General features: G+C 73.1%; 16 protein-coding genes and 1 tRNA gene. 5 read left to right on the forward strand and 12 right to left on the reverse strand.

The window, feature by feature from the left end:
• Positions 1-14: 14 nt before the first annotated feature.
• Together EDF33_RS13005 and EDF33_RS13010 are read right to left on the reverse strand one after the other, a co-directional pair.
• Complete coding sequence (locus EDF33_RS13005) at positions 15-1,568, reverse strand: ABC transporter substrate-binding protein (protein WP_131846464.1); 1,554 nt, start codon at positions 1,566-1,568, stop codon at positions 15-17.
• 57 nt (positions 1,569-1,625) lie between these two features.
• Complete coding sequence (locus tag EDF33_RS13010; protein WP_165918818.1) at positions 1,626-2,567, reverse strand: alpha/beta fold hydrolase; 942 nt, start codon at positions 2,565-2,567, stop codon at positions 1,626-1,628.
• 66 nt (positions 2,568-2,633) lie between these two features.
• On the opposite strand from EDF33_RS13010, the gene EDF33_RS13015 reads away from it, so the two are divergent.
• Both EDF33_RS13015 and EDF33_RS13020 read left to right on the forward strand, forming a co-directional pair.
• Positions 2,634-3,551 (forward strand): siderophore-interacting protein, encoded by a 918-nt coding sequence (locus tag EDF33_RS13015; RefSeq protein WP_243648766.1) that lies wholly within the window; start codon positions 2,634-2,636, stop codon positions 3,549-3,551.
• 26 nt (positions 3,552-3,577) lie between these two features.
• Positions 3,578-4,375: an ABC transporter ATP-binding protein gene (locus EDF33_RS13020; RefSeq protein WP_243648767.1), complete on the forward strand. Its 798-nt coding sequence runs from the start codon at positions 3,578-3,580 to the stop codon at positions 4,373-4,375.
• Between the two features lie 680 nt (positions 4,376-5,055).
• On the opposite strand, the gene EDF33_RS13025 is transcribed toward EDF33_RS13020, so the two are convergent.
• From EDF33_RS13025 to EDF33_RS20705, 5 genes are all read right to left on the reverse strand, one after another.
• On the reverse strand, positions 5,056-5,424 hold the full coding sequence (locus tag EDF33_RS13025; protein WP_123294261.1) for a Fe-S oxidoreductase: 369 nt from the start codon (positions 5,422-5,424) through the stop codon (positions 5,056-5,058).
• A 2-nt stretch (positions 5,425-5,426) separates the two neighbouring features.
• A complete protein-coding gene (locus EDF33_RS13030; protein WP_132100262.1) occupies positions 5,427-6,830 on the reverse strand; it encodes an NAD(P)/FAD-dependent oxidoreductase in 1,404 nt (467 codons plus the stop codon).
• A gap of 55 nt (positions 6,831-6,885) precedes the next feature.
• Positions 6,886-7,707: an arginase family protein gene (locus tag EDF33_RS13035; protein WP_132100263.1), complete on the reverse strand. Its 822-nt coding sequence runs from the start codon at positions 7,705-7,707 to the stop codon at positions 6,886-6,888.
• Positions 7,708-7,762: 55 nt separating this feature from the next.
• Positions 7,763-8,488, reverse strand: a complete 726-nt coding sequence (locus tag EDF33_RS13040) for a PspA/IM30 family protein (RefSeq protein WP_123294264.1) — start codon at positions 8,486-8,488, stop codon at positions 7,763-7,765.
• An 80-nt stretch (positions 8,489-8,568) separates the two neighbouring features.
• Positions 8,569-10,467 carry a TPM domain-containing protein gene (locus EDF33_RS20705; RefSeq protein ID WP_279388067.1) on the reverse strand — a complete coding sequence of 633 codons (1,899 nt, stop codon included), beginning with the start codon at positions 10,465-10,467 and terminating at the stop codon, positions 8,569-8,571.
• Between the two features lie 302 nt (positions 10,468-10,769).
• Here EDF33_RS20705 and EDF33_RS13050 point away from each other — a divergent pair, with 302 nt between their 5' ends.
• Both EDF33_RS13050 and EDF33_RS13055 read left to right on the forward strand, forming a co-directional pair.
• Complete coding sequence (locus EDF33_RS13050) at positions 10,770-10,973, forward strand: hypothetical protein (RefSeq protein WP_071255966.1); 204 nt, start codon at positions 10,770-10,772, stop codon at positions 10,971-10,973.
• A gap of 46 nt (positions 10,974-11,019) precedes the next feature.
• Positions 11,020-11,604: a 4'-phosphopantetheinyl transferase superfamily protein gene (locus EDF33_RS13055; protein ID WP_132100265.1), complete on the forward strand. Its 585-nt coding sequence runs from the start codon at positions 11,020-11,022 to the stop codon at positions 11,602-11,604.
• Here EDF33_RS13055 and map read toward each other — a convergent pair.
• A complete protein-coding gene (map, locus tag EDF33_RS13060) occupies positions 11,588-12,355 on the reverse strand; it encodes a type I methionyl aminopeptidase (protein ID WP_132100266.1) in 768 nt (255 codons plus the stop codon). The genes EDF33_RS13055 and map overlap by 17 nt on opposite strands.
• Before the next feature lie 32 nt (positions 12,356-12,387).
• Between map and EDF33_RS13065 the strand changes: the two genes are divergently transcribed.
• On the forward strand, positions 12,388-12,657 hold the full coding sequence (locus EDF33_RS13065; RefSeq protein WP_132100267.1) for a helix-turn-helix domain-containing protein: 270 nt from the start codon (positions 12,388-12,390) through the stop codon (positions 12,655-12,657).
• On the opposite strand, the gene EDF33_RS13070 is transcribed toward EDF33_RS13065, so the two are convergent.
• The 4 genes from EDF33_RS13070 to EDF33_RS20425 all read right to left on the reverse strand — a co-directional run bounded on the left by EDF33_RS13070 (position 12,654) and on the right by EDF33_RS20425 (position 19,403).
• A complete protein-coding gene (locus tag EDF33_RS13070) occupies positions 12,654-13,982 on the reverse strand; it encodes a M1 family metallopeptidase (RefSeq protein WP_235035812.1) in 1,329 nt (442 codons plus the stop codon). The two genes, EDF33_RS13065 and EDF33_RS13070, sit on opposite strands and share 4 nt — an antisense overlap.
• 26 nt (positions 13,983-14,008) lie before the next feature.
• Positions 14,009-17,893: a Pls/PosA family non-ribosomal peptide synthetase gene (locus EDF33_RS13075; protein ID WP_132100268.1), complete on the reverse strand. Its 3,885-nt coding sequence runs from the start codon at positions 17,891-17,893 to the stop codon at positions 14,009-14,011.
• A gap of 296 nt (positions 17,894-18,189) precedes the next feature.
• Positions 18,190-18,261, reverse strand: a tRNA-Arg gene (locus EDF33_RS13080).
• 566 nt (positions 18,262-18,827) lie between these two features.
• A complete protein-coding gene (locus EDF33_RS20425; protein WP_207906697.1) occupies positions 18,828-19,403 on the reverse strand; it encodes a hypothetical protein in 576 nt (191 codons plus the stop codon).
• Positions 19,404-19,428 lie beyond the last annotated feature (25 nt).

Consider the following 19,428-nt stretch of genomic DNA (forward strand, 5'->3'; position numbering starts at 1 on the left):
GGGCGCGGGTCGTCTCACTTGACGGCGAGCTTCGACAGGTCGAGTCGTGAGTTGCCGCCGTCGACCGGGAAGCCCGTCACGCCGGAGCGCACCGCGGTGATCTCGGTGGCCGTGTAGAGCCACTCGCCGGCGGCGTCCTCGCTCACGATCTTCGCGGCCTTCCGCAGCGCGTCGACCTTGGCGTCCTCGTCGGTGGCCGCGATCGACTCGGCGTACAGCGACTGCACCTCGGCGTTGTCGTACCCGAAGTAGTAGTCGGGGTTCGCCCAGTTGCCGAAGTCCCGGGCCTCGACGTGGTCCACCATCGACAGGTCGAAGTCGCGCTCACCCGACTTCGGCGCCTGGAACACCGTCGACAGCCAGGTCGCGAAGTCGACGCGCTTGACGGTCAGGGTGATCCCGACGTCGGCGAGCTGCGACTTGAGCACGTCGCCGATGGTCGCCGGGTAGATGTTCGCGTACGTCAGCGTGAGCTTCAGGTTCTCCTGACCGGCGGCGGCGAGGAGCTGCTTCGCGTTGTCGGGGTCGTACGCGTCGATGTCGGTCAGGTCCTCGTACCCGGGGTCGAGCTCCGGGATCGGGCCGCCCTGCTCGACGCCCGTACCACCGATGGCCTTGATGAGGGCCTTCGGATCGATCGCCTGCCGGATCGCCTGGCGCACCTTCTTGTCGGTGAACGGCGCCTTCTGGTCGTTGAACGCGAGCGTGTACTTGTCCGTCGTCTTGCCGGAGTGCAGCGCGATGTCCGAGTTGCCGTCGAGCTGGCTCTTGAGCGTTCCGTCGACCGGGTTGAGGACGTCGAGGTCGCCGTTCGCCATGGCGTTGACGGCCGTCGACGGGTCGGTGATGTACCGGAAGACGATCTTCGCGACCTTCGCCTTCGTGCCCCAGTAGTCGTCGTTGCGGTCGAAGGTGAGCGAGTCGCCCTGCTTCCAGCTCGCGACCTCGTACGGGCCGGTGCCGTTCGCGGTGTCCGACAGGTCGTTCGTCGCGGCCTTCTCGAGCACCAGGCCGGAGCGGCCGGTCAGGTTCCAGAGCAGGTCCGAGTCGGGCTTCGCCAGCTTGAGCTCGACCACGCCGGTCGACGGGGACGTGATCGAGGTGACGCCGGCGAGCTTGGCGGAGTCGACGTAGGTCTCGTTCGACTTGACCTGCTCGAGCGACCAGACGACGTCGGCCGCGGTGACGTCCTTGCCGTCCTGGAAGGTGATGCCGTCGCGCAGCGTGAACGTGTACGTCAGGCCGTCGTCGGAGACCTCGTGCTCGGAGGCCAGCACGTCGCGGATGTCGCCGTCGGCGGTCCGGCCGACGAGCCCCTGGTACACGTTGTCGATGAGCACCTGGTCGAGCGCTGCACCGGACTGCGTGCGGATGTCGAGGCTGGTCGGTTCGAGCACCAGGCCGACGCGGACGGTGGCGTCGGCGCCGCCGTCCTCGTTCGACGAGCCGGAGCAGCCGGTCAGCGCGAGGGCGGAGACGACGGCGACCGCGGTGGCGGCGAGGGCAGCACGTCCGAGGCGCGTGGTGCGCGCAGCCCGAGCGGGACGGCGGGGCAGGCGTGGACTCATGGGTGTGGGTTCCTTCCGGGCGCGAGGGCGATGATCAGTGCTCGCGCTCGCACGAGGTTACCGGCGGCCGGTGTCGTCCGCGGTCGGTTCTTCGATCCGGTGCAACAAACCGCGACGTCCCGCCCATGCCCGGATCGCCGAAGCGAGTTCGAGGGGCGCCTGGTTCTGCACCGCGTGCCGTGCGGTGACCGTCACGATCTCGGCGTCCGGCAGCCGCTCGGCGAACGCGGCGTGCAGCTTCGGGGACACGTACCCGCGGTCGCCGCGGACGAGCAGGATCGGCACGCGCAGGGCCTCGAGGTCGGGCCAGGCGTCGGCGAAGCGCCCCACCGACGACGTGCGGCCGGCGGGCAGATGCGGGAAGTGGTGGCGCCGCACGAGCGCTCCGTCGTCACCGAGCCGCGTGGTGTGGCGCGCCTCACGCAGCAGCACGTGCCGGTCGTCGCCGACGCGTGCCTCGATCGCCCGGTCGACGACCTGGTCCAGGGTGGCGAAGGGCTCCTCGGCCTCGAGCGCGCGGGCGATCCGGTCGACCGCCCGCTGCGCGAAGTCCGGCGACATGTCGACGAGGACGAGCCCGGTCACCCGCTCCGGTGCCGTGGCCGCGAGCCGTGCCGACAGGATCGCGCCGAGCGAGTGCCCGACGACGATCCCCGGCGGGACCTCCAGGGCGTCGAGCGCCGCGAGCACGGTCGGCGCCGTCACGGACGCCCCGTAGTCGGCGTCGTCCCGCCACGACGACCGGCCGTGGCCGGGCAGGTCGAGGGCGACCGCCGGCTCGCCGACGGCGATCGCGGTCTGGTCGAAGCTGTGGGCGTCGATGCCGAGCCCGTGCAGGTAGGTGATCCGGGCCTCCCGGTCGCCCCACCGGATGGCGGACGTCTCCTGCCCGTCATCGGTGCGGACCACCTGCCTGGAGGCGCGGAGCGGCTCCGTCACGCCGCTCGCGCGGGCGAGGGCGGCCAGGTCTGCGAATTCGTCGTCGGGGGCATCGGGCACGGAAGCGATCTTCGCACCGTCTGCGGGGTCTGGAGACGTTAGGTAAGGCATGCCATACTCGGATCCGTGGCAACCCGGTACCGCGTCTTCTCCGTCCGTGTGGCAGCGGTCACGTCGCTCACCCCGCACTTCGTCCGGGTGACGCTGACGGGCGACGCCCTGGCGGACTTCTCCTCGGTCGGGCTCGACCAGCGGATCAAGGTCGTCCTGCCGCTCGACGGTGTGGGGTTCTCCGAACTGCCCGAGGACGAGGACTGGTACGCCGCCTGGCGTGCGCTGCCGGACGCGGAACGCAACCCGCTGCGCACCTACACGGTCCGCTCGTTCCGGCCCGATGCCCGTGAGCTCGACATCGACTTCGTCGCACACGGCGACGCCGGACCCGCATCCCGGTGGGTGTCGTCCTGCCGGGTCGGCGACGAACTCCGGATCGTCGGACCCCGCGTGCCGGAGTCGCCCGAGGACCTGCCGACCGGTGCCGCCGAGTTCGCACCCGGGCACGCGAACCGCATCCTGCTCGCCGGGGACGAGACCGCCGCCCCTGCGATCTGCGCCATCCTCGAGGCGCTCGACGTCTCGACCGTCGGACACGTCTTCATCGAGGTGCCGACCGACGCCGACCGGCTGCCCGTGAGCGCGCCCGCCGGGGTCGAGGTCCGCTGGATCGCCCGGAACGGTGCGACCCACGGCGTCCGCATGACCGACCAGGTGCACGCGTGGGCGTCGACGGTCGTCGCCGGTGCTGCACCTGTCGCCGCGGGTCCCGCCTGTGGGGACGCCGTCGAGCTGGCGGACGTCGACGTCGACGAGCAGGTCCTCTGGGACGTGCCGGCCACCGAGGAGTCGCGCCCCGTCTACGCCTGGATCGCGGGCGAGGCCGGCTGCGTCAAGGAGCTCCGCCGGCACCTGGTGCGCGGGGTCGGCATCGACCGGAAGCAGGTCGCGTTCATGGGGTACTGGCGGCACGGCAAGGCCGAGAACTGAACGCCGCAGCCGGACTGCCGACCAGCGTGGTCGGAGTCCCGACGACCGCGCTCGGCGTGCGTGGGCTGACGCTCGCGTACGACGACCGCATCGTGGTGGACGGGCTCGACGTGGACGTCCCCGACGGTGAACTGACCGTCATCGTCGGTCCGAACGCGTGCGGCAAGTCGACGCTGCTGAAGTCGTTCGCGCGCACCCTCAAGCCCCGAGCCGGCACGGTGTACCTCGACGGGGCGCCGATCGACTCCTACCGTCCGAAGGCCGTGGCCCGGCGGGTCGGCATGCTGCCCCAGACGCCGATCGCACCGGACGGCATCACCGTGCGCGACCTGGTGTCCCGCGGGCGGTTCCCGCACCAGGACCTGCTGCACCCGTCGTCCGGGTCCGACCGGCGTGCCGTGCAGGCCGCCCTGGAGCAGACGTCGACGGTGGAGCTGGCGGACCGGAGCGTCGACGAGCTCTCCGGCGGGCAGCGGCAGCGGGTGTGGATCGCGATGGTGCTGGCGCAGGAGACCGACATCGTGCTGCTCGACGAGCCGACGACGTTCCTCGACATCGCCCACCAGTACGACGTGCTCGAGCTGGCCTCCGCCCTGCACGCCGCGGGTCGGACGGTCGTCGCGGTGCTGCACGACCTGAACCAGGCGGCGCGGTACGCCACCCACGTCATCGCGATGCGCAGCGGGTCGATCGTCGCTGCCGGGCCCCCGGCCGCGGTGCTGACGGCCGACCTCGTCGAGGACGTCTTCGGCCTGCCGTGCGTGGTCGTCCCCGACCCCGAGACCGGCACGCCCCTCATCGTCCCCCGTCGTCCCGCCGCCTGACCCGCCCGCCCCCGCACCCCGAGGTTCCGAAATCTCGGCATCTCGCGCCGCATCCGGGCCGTCCGCGGAACCTCGGCGCCACGCACGCGGCATGTCGTGGAACCTCGCGGCGGCGGAGAGGCATCGCTCCCCACCCACCCGTCCAGTCGCGAGTGCGCTCCACGTGCCGCCGAGGCGACTCCCCGAGGTTCCGAAATCTCGGCATCTCGCGCCGCATCCGGGCCGTCCGCGGAACCTCGGCGCCACGCACGCGGCATGTCGTGGAACCTCGGCGGCAGGGGTGGAGGGTCTGACCGGCCGCGTGCCGTCGGCCACGGCCGGTGCGACCGACGGTCAGCGACCGCTCGGCGCCGCCCCGGCGGGGTGTCGCGACCGATCAGCGCTCCTCAGCCGGGCAGGTGGGCCGGGCCACGGCGGACGGGAGGCCCGTGGCGGCCGTGATCCGTGCCTCCCGTCCGCCGTTCGGTCACGTCTCGTCGCCCGCCGGCCCTCACCGGAGGTCACGCTGCGCCGCGCGTGCCACGCCGCGCGTGCCGCGCCGAGTGGTCGCAGACCGTCGGATGCGGCCGGAGCCGCCGACGGTCTGCGACCACTCGGCGCCGGCCCGACGGGGTGTCGTGACCGATCGGCACACGGCAAACGAGGGGGGAAGCACAGACAGCGCCGCGCACGGGCACCCGTCAGCGGTAGCCGCCGTCCTCCAGCCCCGCCTCGACCTCGAAGCGGTTGCGGAGCGGGTCTCGGCCGGCGACGGCGTACAACACGGGCATGAGCATGCCGTACCGCCGCCACTGCTCGACGTGCACCCGCTCGTGCCGCAGCACCCGGGGCCCGTCGTTGTCCCGGGTCAGGTACACCGAACCGACGCAGGTGCCACCACGACGGAACACCCACCGCGGCAGCCCCGAGCAGACGACGAGCCCGTCGACCACGCGGACGCGGCCGGTCGACAGCGGCACGCCGATCGCCAGGCCCACCGCCGTGGCGAACAGCCACCCCACCCGCGACACGGGGGAGTCGAGCAGCGCCCGGCGTGCCAGTCCGCGCATGCTCAGGCCGGGCGACCGTAGGTCTCGAGCAGTCGGAGCCAGATCTCGTTCATCGTCGGGTAGGCCGGCACCGCGTGCCAGAGGCGGTCGACCGGTACCTCGCCGACGACGGCGATCGTCGCCGCGTGCAGCATCTCGGCGACGTCCTGGCCGACGAAGGTGACGCCCACGACGACCCCGCGGTCCTCGTCGACGACCATCTTGGCGCGGCCGGTGTAGCCGTCGGCCTGCAGCGCGGAACCCGCGACGCCGCCGAGGTCGTACTCCACGGCACGGACGTTCAGCCCCTGCTCGCGCGCGGCCTTCTCGGTCAGGCCGACGCTCGCGACCTCGGGGTCGGTGAACGTGACCTGGGGGACCGCGGCGTGGTCGGCGGTCGCGACGTGTGCGCCCCACGGTTCGGTGTGCAGCGGCGTGCCCTGGTGCCGGGCGGCGATCGCCTCGCCGGCCGCGCGGGCCTGGTACTTGCCCTGGTGGGTGAGGAGGGCGCGGTGGTTGGCGTCGCCGACGGCGTACAGCCAGTCGGTGCCGTGCACGAGCATCGTGTCGTCGACCTCGAGCCAGTCGCCGGCGGTGAGCCCGACGGACTCGAGCCCGAGGTCGGCGGTGTGCGGGGTGCGGCCGGTGGCGGCCAGCACCTCGCTCGTGATGACGGTGGTGTCGTCGTCGAGCGTGGTGGTGACGAGCCCGTGCTCGTCGCGGTCGACCCGCACGGGGCTCACGCCGGTGCGGACGTCGACGCCGAGCTCGCGGAGGGCATCGTTGACGAGTTCGCCGGCGAACGGCTCCATGCCGCCGAGCAGTCCGTGCCGGGCGACGAGCGTGACCTTCGCGCCGAGCGATGCCCAGGCGGTGGCGAGCTCGGAGCCGGCGACACCGCCACCGATCACGAGCAGGCTCTCCGGCACCTGCTGGGCGCTGGTGCCCTCGCGGGTGCCCCACGGCTTCGCCTCGGCGAGTCCCGGCACGTCGGGCAGCGCGTGCAGCGAGCCGGTCACGACGGCGACGGCGGCACGGGCGGTGTGCGTCTCACCGCCGACCTCGATGGTCTTCTCGCCGGTGATGCGGGCGTGGCCGCGGATCAGGGCGATGTCGGCGGACTCGAGCCAGGAGACCTGACCGTCGTCCTTCCAGTCCGAGGTGAACGAGTTGCGGCGGGCGAGCACGTGGGCGGCGTCGAGCTCGCCGGTGACGGCCTGCTTCGCGCCGTCGAGCCGCTTGGCCGCTGCCAGGGCGTGGCCGCTGCGCAGCAGTGCCTTCGACGGCATGCACGCCCAGTAGGAGCACTCGCCGCCGACCAGTTCGGACTCCACGATCGCGACCGCCAGGCCGCGCTTGTGGGCGTAGTCCGCCACGTTCTCGCCGACTGCGCCGGCGCCGATCACGATGAGGTCGTAGTCCGTCATGAGGCCGAGCGTACGCGGACCGGCATGGGGTGCGCCCGGCGCGCCGGGTCGGTTCTCAGGCCACCCGGGAGGCGCTGGTCAACGCCCCGACGACGCGCAGGATCACGCCGAGGTCGTCCACTGCACGCTCCGGGTCGACGGGAGCGAATCCGGTGAGCGCGGCGCCGGCCAGGCGGCGGCCGCGGGTCGCGGCCTGGATCCGCTCGACCAGACCCGCGCCGTCGAGGCCGAACGGCACCGGTTCGAGCAGGCCGTCGACCTCGGACGGGTCGAGGACGTCGAGGTCGACGTGCACGAACACCGAGGTCGCTCCGGTGGCGTCGACGGCGGCGGCGAGGGCGTCCGGGGTGGCGGCGTCGACGTCGAGTCGGGTGATCCCGGCACGGTCGAGTGCGGCGTCCTCGGCGTCGTCGAGCCCGCGGACGCCCGCGACCACGACCGACGAGGCGGGGAGCACCGGCAACCCGGGGAACAGCTCGTCGGCGCGGTCGACCAGGATCCGGAGGGCTGCGGTCTCAGCGGCGACGGGTTGGGCGCGGTTGAGTGCGCGGTACCCGCTGGACCCGGCGATGCGGATGAACGCGGTGTCCGGGCCGAGGCCGACGGTCGCGCCGAGGACGCTCGCACCGTCCCCGCCGACGACGAGGACGGGTTCGCTGGCGACGCCGGTCTCCTCGGCCACGCGGTCGGCGACGGCGAGCACGGAGGTGTAGCGGGCGACGGCCGTCTCGAGCCGGTCGCCCGCGCCGGCGGGGACGTCGACCACGGTGGTGGACGCACGGGGGAGGTCGGCCGCGATCGCGGTCGCTCCGTCCCCGAGGCGCATCGCGCGCGACGACGCCGAACCCTGCCACTGACCGACCACGAGGAACTGCATCGTCTCAGTCTGTCAGCTGGGGTCCGGCGTCGTCCGGGAAGGTCGTCCGGGAACGTCAGAGGCTCGACGAGCCGCCCGACTTCAGCGCGGCGAGACGTGCCTCGACCTCGGCGTCCTTGCCGACGTCCTCGAGGCTCTCGAACTGGGCGTCGAGGCTCGACGACTGCAGTTCCTGCTGCCCGAGGACCTTGGCCTCTTCACGACGGACCTTCTCCTCGAAGCGACCGAGGTCGCTCGTCGGGTCGAGCACGTCGATGTTGCCGAGGGCGTCGTTGACCTTGGACTGCGCCTCGGCCGTCTTCGAGCGGGCGACGAGGTTGTCGCGCTTCGCACGGAGCTCCTCGAGCTTCTGCTCCATGCCGGCGAGCCCGGTCTTGAGCTTCTCGACCGCTTCGTTCTGCGAGGCGAGGTTCGGCTCGGCGTCCTTGACCTCCTGCTCGGCCGCGATCTGCTTGCCGATCGCGATCTTGGCGAGGTTGTCGAACTTGTCCGCCTCGGCCGTCTTGCCCTCGGCGCGGTACTTGTCCGCGGCGGTGGAGGCGTTGGCGGCCTTCTGGCCCCACTCGGACGAGGCGCGCTTGTCCTCTTCGTGGTCCTGCTCGAGCAGCCGCACGTTGCCGATCGTCTGCGCGATCGCCGTCTTCGCGTCGGCGATGTTGTTCGTGTAGTCACGCACGAGCTGGTCCAGCATCTTCTGCGGGTCCTCGGCGTTGTCGATGAGCTGGTTGATGTTCGCCCGCACGAGGGTGGAGATGCGGCCGAAGATCGTCTGCTTTGCCATTGCTGTTCCCTTTCCTGGAAGGTCTGACGTGGTGTGTCTGGTCTGTCGGGTGTGTGGTCTGGTCGTCGGGTGGGTCGGGGTCAGAAGCGGCCGCCGCCGGAGAACCCGCCTCCGCCGCCGCCTCCGCCGCCGCCGAAACCGCCCCCGCCGCCGAAGCCGCCGCCGCCCCCGAAGGAGCCGCCGCCGAAGCTGCCGCCGCGACCGCCGAGCAGGCCGCCGAGCACGATGCCGGTGACGAGGCCGCCGAGCTGGGCGCCGTTGCCGCCCCCACCGCCGAAGCCGCCGCCGCCGCCCCAGCCGCCCATGTCGTCGTTCGCCGAGTCCATCGCCGCGGCGGCGTACTGCTCGGCCGCCCGTGCTGCCTGCAGTGCCTGTCCGGGGTCGGTGGTGGCGAGCTGCACGGCGTCGTCGAGGGCGCGTTCGGCCTCGGACAGGCGGGTGCGCGCGGTCGGTCCGATGCCGCCACGGTGCAGCGAGATGTACTCGCGCGCCTGGCTGATCCGGTTCCGGGCGTCGCGCAGGGCGTCGTCGAGGGCGCGGGACGCCCGGCGCTGCTGCTCTTCGGCACCCCGGGCGGCCGCGATGGCCTGGTCGATCTCGGTGTTCGCCTTCGTGAGGGCGTCGACCGCGGTGATCGGGTCCTTCGGGTCGAACCCCTGCCGCAGCACGGTCTGCGCCCGGGTCACGGCCGCGGCGAGGTCGGGCCCGCCCACGGTGAGGGTCCGGGCCGCGGCGACGTCGCCCTCGATGTCGATGCGCATCGCCTCGGCGCGTGCGGTGGCCTCGGTGAAGGTGCCCTCGGCCGCGACCGCGCTGTTCGTGAGTTGCTGCACCTGGGCCAGGGCGTGCTGGGCGTCGCGCACGGCGACCACCGCTTCGCCCTTGTCGCCGGCCGCGATCGCCGCGGTGGCCGCGTTCGAGCGCTCGGTGGCGTAGGCGAGCACCTGGTGTGCCTGGTCGACGTTGTCGGCGACGGTCGCGAGGGTGCGGCCGGTGTAGTCCGCTCGGACGCGGTCGAGCGCGGCTGCTGCTGCGCCGACCGACGCCGGCGCTTCCGCGACGGCCTGGGCCAGCGCGACGGCTGCTTCGTCGACGCCGTCCTCGAGCGACCGGAGCTTGTCGAACGACTCGGTCTGTTCCTCGATCGCGGCGTGCGCCTGCTGGCAGATCGCGATGATCTGGTTCGCCCAGTCGGCACGCTGCTGGGGGGAGTCCGGGATCTCGTCGTCGAGCTGCTGCCGGAACGTGAAGGCCTTGCGCACGGCCTGCTGCGCAGCGGCGACGGCGTCGGCGAAGGGCTTCGCGGCGTCGGGACCGAACTGGGCCGTGGCGAACCCGACCTCTTGCTCGGCGGTGCGGAGCTCGTCGTCGATCGTCACGAGCGCGCCGCCGGCGGTGCGCTCGAGGTCGGCGAGGGACTCCTGCTGTGCCTGGGTGGCCGCGGCGGTCTTCCGCTTGTTGCGGGTGCGGATGACGAGCACGACGACGATCAGGCCGACGACGACGACGAGCAGCAGGATCCAGAGCCAGGTCAGGTTCGGCGGCGCCTGGGTGTCCGTCAGCCCGTTCGCGAACGCCACGGCCGCGCCGGACCAGTCGCCCTGCTTCAGCGCGGGGAGCAGGGAGTCGTTCACGGCGCTCTGCACGTCGGACTCGGAGATGGCGGTCTCGTTCGTCTGCTGCACGTCGTAGTTGCGGTCGTCGACGGCGACCGACAGCAGGATGCCGTCGGTGTCGATCTGGTTCTGCTCCATGACCGCGGAGCCCCACGCGGTGTGGTCCGTCGGATCGGTGAACGTGGGCACGAACACGACGTACAGCTGCGTCTGGGTCTCGGCGTACAGGTCCTGCACCGCCTGTTCGACCTGCGCCTGCTGCGAGGAGCTGAGGGCGTCGGCTTCGTCGAGGACGTACGCCCCACCCAGGTCGACGGGTGCCGTGGCCTGCGCGGTCGCCGCCGGAGCCAGGACGATCAGCATCGCCACGGCCGCTGCCGTGACGCGACCCCAGAGCCGCGCTGTCCCCCGTTCCGTCCTCGACCCGCCTGTGCCCGATCCGCGCTGGACCGTTCGCATCCGTCCTCCGTCCGTCGCCGGTCGGCGCCGTCGACGCCGTCCCGAACGGCGCCCTGAGAGCGCCGTCGCCCGGAGTCTATCCACGGCGCGCAAGCGACGGACGGACTCTCGGCGAACACTGTGGACAAGCCGATCCATGGGTGTCTTGTCCCCCGGAGCGGGGTAGGCTGGCGCCACTGTTCGACGACGAACGGAAGGGAACTGCAATGGAGCGAACCACGAGTACCGAGGTCGTCCCGCTCGAGGACGGCTACCACCGCGTCTCGACGCCGGCGACCGGCGTGATCGGCTTCGTGCGCGAGCACGACGGCCGCTACGAAGTGCTGCGCGGACGCGTCCGCCAGGCGACCCGATCCGAGGGTCTCTACAGCACGATGAACGTCGCACTGATCGCACTCACGCACGCGTAGCGACCACGGCCCTGGGCCGGCCATCCGCGCACCGTAGGCTGCGTGCGTGGGTGAGTCGGGCCTCCAGGCCGTCGTGGTGACGTTGTGCGCGACGGGTCCGGACCGCGCGGCCGACCGGGAGGCCCTGGTCGCCGCCGTCGCGGCGGCTGCGGCAGTCGAGACGGCCGCCGTGCGCGCGGGGCGCGTCTGCCCACACTGTGCCGGGACCGACCACGGTCGTCCTTGGGCCACGGTGCACGGCACGGCGTTCGGCGTCAGTCTGTCGCGCACGACCGGCGTGCTCGCGCTCGCGGTCACGCCGGGCACGGTCGGCGTCGACCTCGAGCGGGTGTCCCGCGTCGGCGCAGCACCGCTCGACGTCTTCACGCCCGGCGAACGCGAGCGCTCGGCCGGTGATGCCGGCTTGCTCGCGGCCTGCTGGGCGGCGAAGGAGGCCGTGCTGAAGCGCGACGGTCGGGGTCTGCGCGTCGATCCGCTGTCGGTCGACGTGGACGTCGCTGCCGGCACCGCGCGGTTCGAGGGGCGAGACCACCCGGTGACGGTCCACCGGCCGGCGCCCGACCTGGTGCTCGTCGTCGCGGCCGGCGGGCTGCCCGTCGTGGTCGAGGGGACGCTCAGCGGGGGAGTGTGAGCACCTCGGCGCCGTCCTCGGTGATCGCGATGGTGTGCTCGGTGTGGGCCGTCCGGGCTCCCGTGGCACTGCGGAGCGTCCAACCGTCGGCATCGGTGACGAGCACGTCGGTGTCCGCCATCACCCACGGCTCGAGCGCGAGCAGGAGGCCGGGCCGGAGCGTGTAGCCGCGGCCCGCGCGGCCCGTGTTCGACACGTGCGGGTCCTGGTGCATGGTCGAGCCGATGCCGTGGCCGCCGAACTCGACGTTGACCGGGTAGCCCGCACCCTCGAGCACGGTCCCGATGGCGTGCGACAGATCGCCGATGCGGGCGCCGGGGCCGGCGGCGGCGATCCCGGCGGCCAGGGCGCGCTCGGTCGCGTCGATGAGGGCCAGGTCCTCGGCGCGCGGGGTGCCGACGACGAAGCTCACAGCGGCGTCCGCGGCGATGCCGTCCAGCGACACCGCGAGGTCGAGGGTGAGCAGGTCGCCGTCGGCCAGCGCCCGGTCGTGCGGCAGCCCGTGCAGCACGGCGTCGTTCACGGCGGTGCAGATGTGGTGGCCGAACGGACCGCGGCCGAACGACGGTGCGTAGTCGACGTAGCAGGAGTCCGCGCCGGCGGCCTCGATCATCTGCTTCGCCCACCGGTCGATCTCGAGCAGGTTGGTGCCCACGCGGGTCCGTTCGCGCAGGGTCTGCAGGATGGTGCCGACGAGGGCTCCGGTGGCACGGGCCTTCTCGACCTCGGCGGGCGTCAGGATCTCGATCACGCGGATGATCATACCGGTATTACTATGTGGGGATGGTCCGTCTCCCGCTCCGCCCCGACGAGGTCGCGCGCGGTCGCCGTCTCGGCGCCCTGCTCCGCCGCGCACGTGGCCCACGGTCGATCGTCGACACCGCCCTCGCCGCCGGGATCTCGCCCGAGACCCTCCGCAAGATCGAGACCGGGCGGATCGCGACCCCGGCGTTCTCGACCATCGCGGCCGTCGCCGGCGTGGTCGGGCTGTCGCTCGACGCGGTCTGGTCCGAGGTCAGCTGCGACCCGGCCGACGGCGAGCTGGCTGGCTAGTCGACGCGCGGCGCGGGCAGCGCCGGTACCGACGCCTCGTCGATCCAGGGCCCGGTCACCGCTCGGACGTCCGCGACGGAACGGCCGGCGGCGTCGGCGAACGCACTGAGCACGTCGGGCACCGTCACCGAACCGTGCCGGTGCCGTTCGGTGATGCTGCGCAGCCCGGCGGTGAACGCGTCGTCGCCGAACGTGCGGCGGACGGCGTGCAGGGCGAGGGCCCCGCGCTTGTAGACCCGGTCGTCGAACATGTCCTTCGCGCCGGGGTCGCCGACGACGAGGTCCTCGGGCTGGTCGAGGAGCCCCTGCCGGTACTGCGCCGCGAGCACGTCGGCGGTGTCGCCGCCGTGGTGCTCGGACCACAACCACTCGGCGTAGCAGGCGAACCCCTCGTGCAGCCAGATGTCCTGCCAGCGGGTGACCGTCACCGAGTTGCCGAACCACTGGTGCGCGAGCTCGTGCGCGATGAGCCGGTCGGTGCCGTGCTCGCCGTCGACGTGGTTCCGGCCGAACACCGCGAGCCCGTGGGCCTCGAGGGGGATCTCGAGCTCGTCGTCGGTGACCACGACGCCGTACGCCGCGAACGGGTACGGGCCGAAGCGGTCCGAGAACAGCGCGAGCATCTCCGGCACCTGCCCGAAGTCGGTCTTCGCGGCGGCCGCCAGGTCGGCGGGGTGGTGCAGGGTCACGGGGACGACGGCGCCGCGGAGCCTCGTCGTGCGGTACCGCCCGATCTGCACCGTCGCCAGGTAGGTCGCCATCGGCTCGGTGGTCGCGTACGTCCACCTGGTGCCGATGCGGTCGCGTTCCTTGCCGAGCAGTGCACCGTTCGCCAGGACGTCGTACGCGGCCTCGGCGGCGATCTCGAACCGGTAGGTCGCCTTGTCGTCCGGTCGGTCGTTGCACGGGAACCACGAGGGCGCCCCCGTCGGCTGGGCCGCGACGATGACGCCGTCGGTGAGTTCCTCCCACCCGACCTGGCCCCAGGCGCTGCGGACGGGGCGCGGGTTGCCGCGGTACCGCAGGTGCACGGTGAACGTGGTGTCGGCAGCGATCGGCGACGCCGGGGTGACGGTGACCTTGTGCACCGCCTTCGACACCTTCTTCGCGCGGGTGCCGTCGACGTCGGCGCGCTCGACGCTCAGGCCGTGCAGGTCGATGACGATCCGGTCGAGGGGTTCGTGGGCTCGGGCGGTGATCGTCGCCGTGCCGTCGAGGCGGTTCGTGGCCACGCGGTAGTCGAGGCGGAGGTCGTAGTGCTCGGCGCTCCAGCGTCGGTCGCCGCTGTGCGGGGTGTACGGGTCGGCAGCGGGGGTGTTCGGCACGGTCCCAGTCAACCCCATGGCGCCGGTCAGTCCGCCACGGTGGCCGGTTCGGCTGTCCACGGAGCGATGGGGTTGCCGGACCAGCGGGACCCGGTGGGCACCTGCTCGCCGCGCATCACGAGCGAGGCCGGACCCACCGTGGCGCCCGTGCCGATGCCGGCGGCGGGCAGGACGACGCTGTGCGGCCCGAGGGTCGCGCCGGCGTCGAGCCGCACGGTGTCGAGCTGCATCACCCGGTCGTGGAACAGGTGGGTCTGCACGACGGTCCCGCGCGCCACCGAGGCGCCGGCCCCGATGGTGACGAGGTCGGCCTCGGGCAGCCAGTAGGTCTCGAGCCAGGTGCCGCGGCCGATCGTCGCGCCGAGGCTCCGCAGCCACGCCGCCAGGGCCGGGGTGCCGGTGGCCTGCTCGGCGAACCAGGGTCGGGCGACCGTCTCGACGAAGGTGTCCTGCACCTCGTTGCGCCACACGAACGACGACCACAGCGGGTGCTCCCGGGCGGTGATCCGGCCGACGAACGCCCACTTCGCGATCGTCGACACCACGGCGGCGACGGCCCCGGCGACGATGAGCACCGGTCCCGCCAGCAGCACCGTCCAGCCGACGCCGACCGTCGACCACAGCGCGAGCAGGGTGCTCGCCACCCCGAGGGCGATCGCGGCGGACACCATCGGGGCGACGAGCCGCAGCAGCTCCCAGCAGCCGCGGGCGACCTTGAGCCGCACGGGCGGGCGGAAGGTGCGCTCCTCGTCGAACTGCGTCGCCGCACGGCGCAGCCGCACCGGGGGCGAGCCGAGCCACGACGACCCGCGCTTGGCCTTCTTCGGCACGGCGGACAGCACCGCCACCAGCGCCTCGCGGGGGACCGAGCGTCCGGCGCCCGTCATCCCGCTGTTGCCGAGGAACGCCCGCCGCCCGACCTTCGACCGGCCGATCCGCACCCGGCCACCACCGAGCTCGTACGTGGCGACCATGGTGTCGTCGGCCAGGAAGGCGCCGGACGCGATCTGCGTCAGCGCGGGGATGAGCAGGACCGTCGAGATCTCCGTGTTCCGGCCGACCTTCGCCCCGAGCAGCCGCAGCCACACGGGCGTCACGAGCGAGGCGTACAGCGGGAACAGCAGCGTCCGCGCCGCGTCCAGTACCCGCTCCGTCGACCAGGCCTGCCAGCCGATCCGTGACCGCACGGGGTGGCGACCCTCGTGCAGCCCGATGCCGAGCAACCGCACCGACCCCACCACGAGCAGCGCGTACACGGCCCCGGCGACGACGGTCGCGAGCGGCACGGTCGCGAGGGCGCGCAGCACCGCGTCGCCGAGCGTCGATGCGCGCCCGACCAGGGCGACGGCGACCAGCAGCCCGACTGCGACACCGATCACCGGCAACCCGGCCACGGCCACGGAGCCGGCCCCGTACGCCAGCAGCCAGCGTCGACGCGACGGGGGACGGGCCTCCCGGCCGTGCCTGGCCGACCCGACGCGTTCGGCGGGCGAACCCGCCCAGCGCTGACCGGCGGGCACCCGGCCGGCGACGGCCGAGCCGGCCTCGACCTCGGCACCCGCGCCCACGTGCGCACCGGGCAGCAGCGTGGTGCGGCTGTGCACGACGGCGTCGTCGTCGACACGGACCCGGCCGAGCCGGAACACGTCACCGTCCACCCAGTGCCCCGCGAGGTCCACCTCGGGCTCGATCGACGCACGCTTGCCGATCGTGAGCATCCCAGTGACCGGCGGGAGCGTGTGCAGGTCGACGTCCGTGCCGATCCGCGCCCCGAGCGCACGGGCGTAGTAGCTGATCCACGGCGCCCCGGCGGTCGAGGGACCGTCGACCGCCTCGGCGATCCGCTCCGCCAGCCAGACCCGCAGGTGCACCGAGCCACCCCGGGGGTGGTCGCCAGGCCGGACCCCGACGAGCAGCAGCCGGGCCAGCACGACCGTGAGCGCCATCTTGCCGATCGGCGTCACGAACACCAGCAGCGCGACGACGAGCGCCGGCCAGGGGAGCACCGGCAGGAACGGCAGCGTCGTCGCGTGCAGCACCGCCGCGACCAGCGCCGTCCACGTCAGGACCCGCAACCCGCGCAGCACCTGCACCGGCAAGCCCAGCAACGTCATCGCGAGGCCCGTCGTCGGCGGGACCGGCGTCACGTCGCGTGATGCGGCCGCCACCGGACCGGACTCGTCCAACGCGGCCGCCAGCGCGCCGATGCGCGGGTGGTCGTAGACGTCGGCGACGGTCGTCGTCGGGAACCGCTCCCGGATCGCGGACACCAGCTGCGCCGCCGTCAGCGACCCGCCACCGTGCGCGAAGAAGTCGTCGTCGACGCTCGACACCGGCACCCCGAGGATCGCCGCCCAACGCTCCGCGATCCACGCCACCGTGTCCGGCAGCATCGCGGCGTCCGTCGCCCCGGGCAACGGCCACGGCAGCGCGGCACGGTCGACCTTGCCCGACGTCCGCGTCGGCAACGAGTCCACCACGGCGACGAGCGGGACGAGCGCCGCGGGCAGCTCCTGCCGCAACCGGGCGTTCGCAGCCGCGACGTCCACCGTGGCACCCGCCACCGGCGCCACGTACCCCACCAGCACCTGGTTGCCCGCCGGCGTCCGCTGCACCACGGCCGCACCACCGGCCACGTCGTCGAGCGCCTGCAGCGCCGCGTCGATCTCCCCGAGCTCGATGCGCCGACCACCGAGCTTCACCTGGTCGTCCGCACGCCCCTGGAACACGAGCCCCTCGGGGTCGTAGCGCACCAGGTCACCACTCCGGTACGCCCGGTCCCACCCGAGCTCCGGGAACGGCGCGTACTTCTCCGCGTCCTTCGCCGGGTCCAGGTACCGCCCCAACCCGACACCACCGATCACGAGCTCACCGACCCCGCCCGGCTCCACCCGCTGCCCGGCACCGTCCACGACCGCCAGGTCCCACCCGTCCAGCGGCAGCCCGATCCGGATCGGCTGGCTCCCGTCGAGCAGCGACCCGCACGCCACCACCGTCGCCTCCGTCGGACCGTACGTGTTCCACACCTCACGGTCGCGACTCGCGATCCGGGCGGCCAGTTCCGGCGGGCACGCCTCACCACCGAAGATGACCAGCCGCACCTGCTCCAACGCGTCGTCCGGCCACAGCGCGGCCAGCGTCGGCACCGTCGACACCACCGTGATCGTGTGCGCGATCAACCACGGCCCGAGGTCCACCCCCGTCCGCACCAACGACCGCGGCGCCGGCACCAACGCGGCACCGTGCCCCCACGCCAGCCACATCTCCTCGCACGACGCATCGAACGCCACACTCAGCCCCGCCAGCACGCGGTCACCGGGACCGATCGGCGCCGCCTGCAGGAACATCCGCGCCTCGGCGTCCACGAACGCCGCAGCACTGCGGTGGGTGACCGCCACGCCCTTCGGCACCCCGGTCGACCCCGAGGTGAAGATGATCCACGCGTCGTCGTCCAGGTGGGGGAGTTCGGCGCTCGCCGTGGGGTCCGTCACGGGCAGCTCGCCGCCGTCGCGGTCGCGCAGGACGCCGCCGGCCCCGATCACGCCGACGACTCCGGCCTCACCGAACACGAGGGTCGCGCGTTCCTCGGGGTCGTCGGCGTCGACGGGCACGTACGCGGCTCCGGCGGCGAGGACCGCGAGGACCGACAGGTACAGGTCACGCCCGCCGGAGGGGATCCGCACCCCGACCCGGTCACCCCGTCGGACTCCGCGGCGGGCGAGGTCGTCGGCCTGAGCGCGCACCAGGTCGAGCAGGGCGGCGTAGTCGACGGTGCCGGCGGGGTCCTCGAGCGCGGTGGCGGTCGGGTGGGTGGCCGCCGTCGCCGCGAGGACGTCGAACAGGGTCCGTGGTGCGGGGGCGTGCCCGCCGCGGGCGAGTTCGAGCTGCGCGTTCCCGGTGCCGGTGGTCATCGGTTCCCTCTTCCCGGTCGCGTGCAGGACGACCGGCCCGTGATCCTAGGGGACCGAGGTGTCGCGCTCGGAAACACGGGGTAGCGAGGGGCGCGCGGGCGCTTCGTGAGCAGAAACTGTCGAGTCGATTCCCCCGACTCGACCATTCCTGCTCAGCATCCGCGCGAACGCCGACATCGGCCACGACATGCGCAACCCATCCCGGAGAGTCTCAACGGAGGAAGGTCGCCGCAGGCGATGTCGCGCGCAGCTGACTGAGCGCAGCGAAGACAACTGCTTGCGCGGGAATGTCACAGTGCCCCCAGGAGGATTCGAACCTCCGCCCCTGCCTCCGGAGGGCAGTGCTCTATCCCCTGAGCTATGGGGGCCAAGGGGTGGAACAACCGTAGCAGGTCCGGCGCGGGCTCCTGGACAGCGCGTGTCGCGCACGAGACGCGGCTGCAGGGCGGACGGGAGGCACGGTGCGGGCCTACCTCGGGCCTCCCGTCCGCACCGTGCGTGCGTTTCGGGCCCGTGCGGGCTTGCGCGCTCCGTGCGGCGCTGCAAGCGCGCACCAGGCGTGCAACCTCGCACCAGGCGGCGGGCCCGGCACTGTGCGTGGTGGCCGTCGGACGGGAGGCGCGGTGCGGGCCCGCCACGGGCCTCCCGTCCGCACCGTGCGTGCGTTTCGGGCCCGTGCGGCGTTGCGCGCTCCGTGCGGCGCTGCAAGCGCGCACCAGGCGTGCAACCTCGCACCGGACGACGGACCCGGCGCCGTGCGTGGTGGCCGTCGGACGGGAGGCACGGTGCGGGCCCGCCACGGGCCTCCCGTCCGCACCGTGCGTGCGTCGCGGGCCCGTGCAAGGTTGCGCGCTCCGTGCGGCGCTGCAAGCGCGCACCAAGCGTGCAACCTCGCACCGGGCGGCGGACCCCGCACCGTGCCGGCGCGGTCGCCTCAGCCCGCGGGCGTCGCCGACGCCGACGCCGACGGCTGCAGCGCTGCGCGCACCGCGTCGACGACGGGCTGTGCGCCGCCGGGCTCCGTGAACAGCGTCGACTGCGTGGTGATCCAGTACGGGTCGGCGAAGGCGTCCGCGCGGCCGATGCCGTCGTTCAGCGCGAAGTAGCCCTCGACGCGGTAGGTGGGGACCGATCCGCCCCGGTCGTACAGCGCGTCCTTCAGGTTCGTGAGCGACTTCTCAGGCAGGTCGGCGACGGCCAGGGTGATCGTCTCGGTGTCGTCGTCGGTGGCGACGAACTGGCAGACGCGGCCCCGCTGCTTCGCGATCGTGGCGGCGGGGGAGCCCTTCGCCGGCGTGAAGGAGTCGTCGAGCGCGAAGGTCGTCCCGTACACGGACAGGGCCTCGGTCGGCAAGATCTCGGCGCAGGTCTGCGACACCGCCTTGCCGACCGGGGACGGGCTGGGCGTCGGGTCGCTGTCCCCGCCGCCCGAGCAGGCCGACAGGGCGAGTGCTGCTGCGGCGGTGACGACGGCGACGGAGCACGCCCGGGCACGGCTTCGGGTGGTCATCCCGACATGATGGCCCATCGTCCGG

The sequence above is a fragment of the Curtobacterium sp. PhB146 genome, from assembly GCF_004342995.1.
Taxonomy (GTDB): Bacteria; Actinomycetota; Actinomycetes; order Actinomycetales; family Microbacteriaceae; genus Curtobacterium.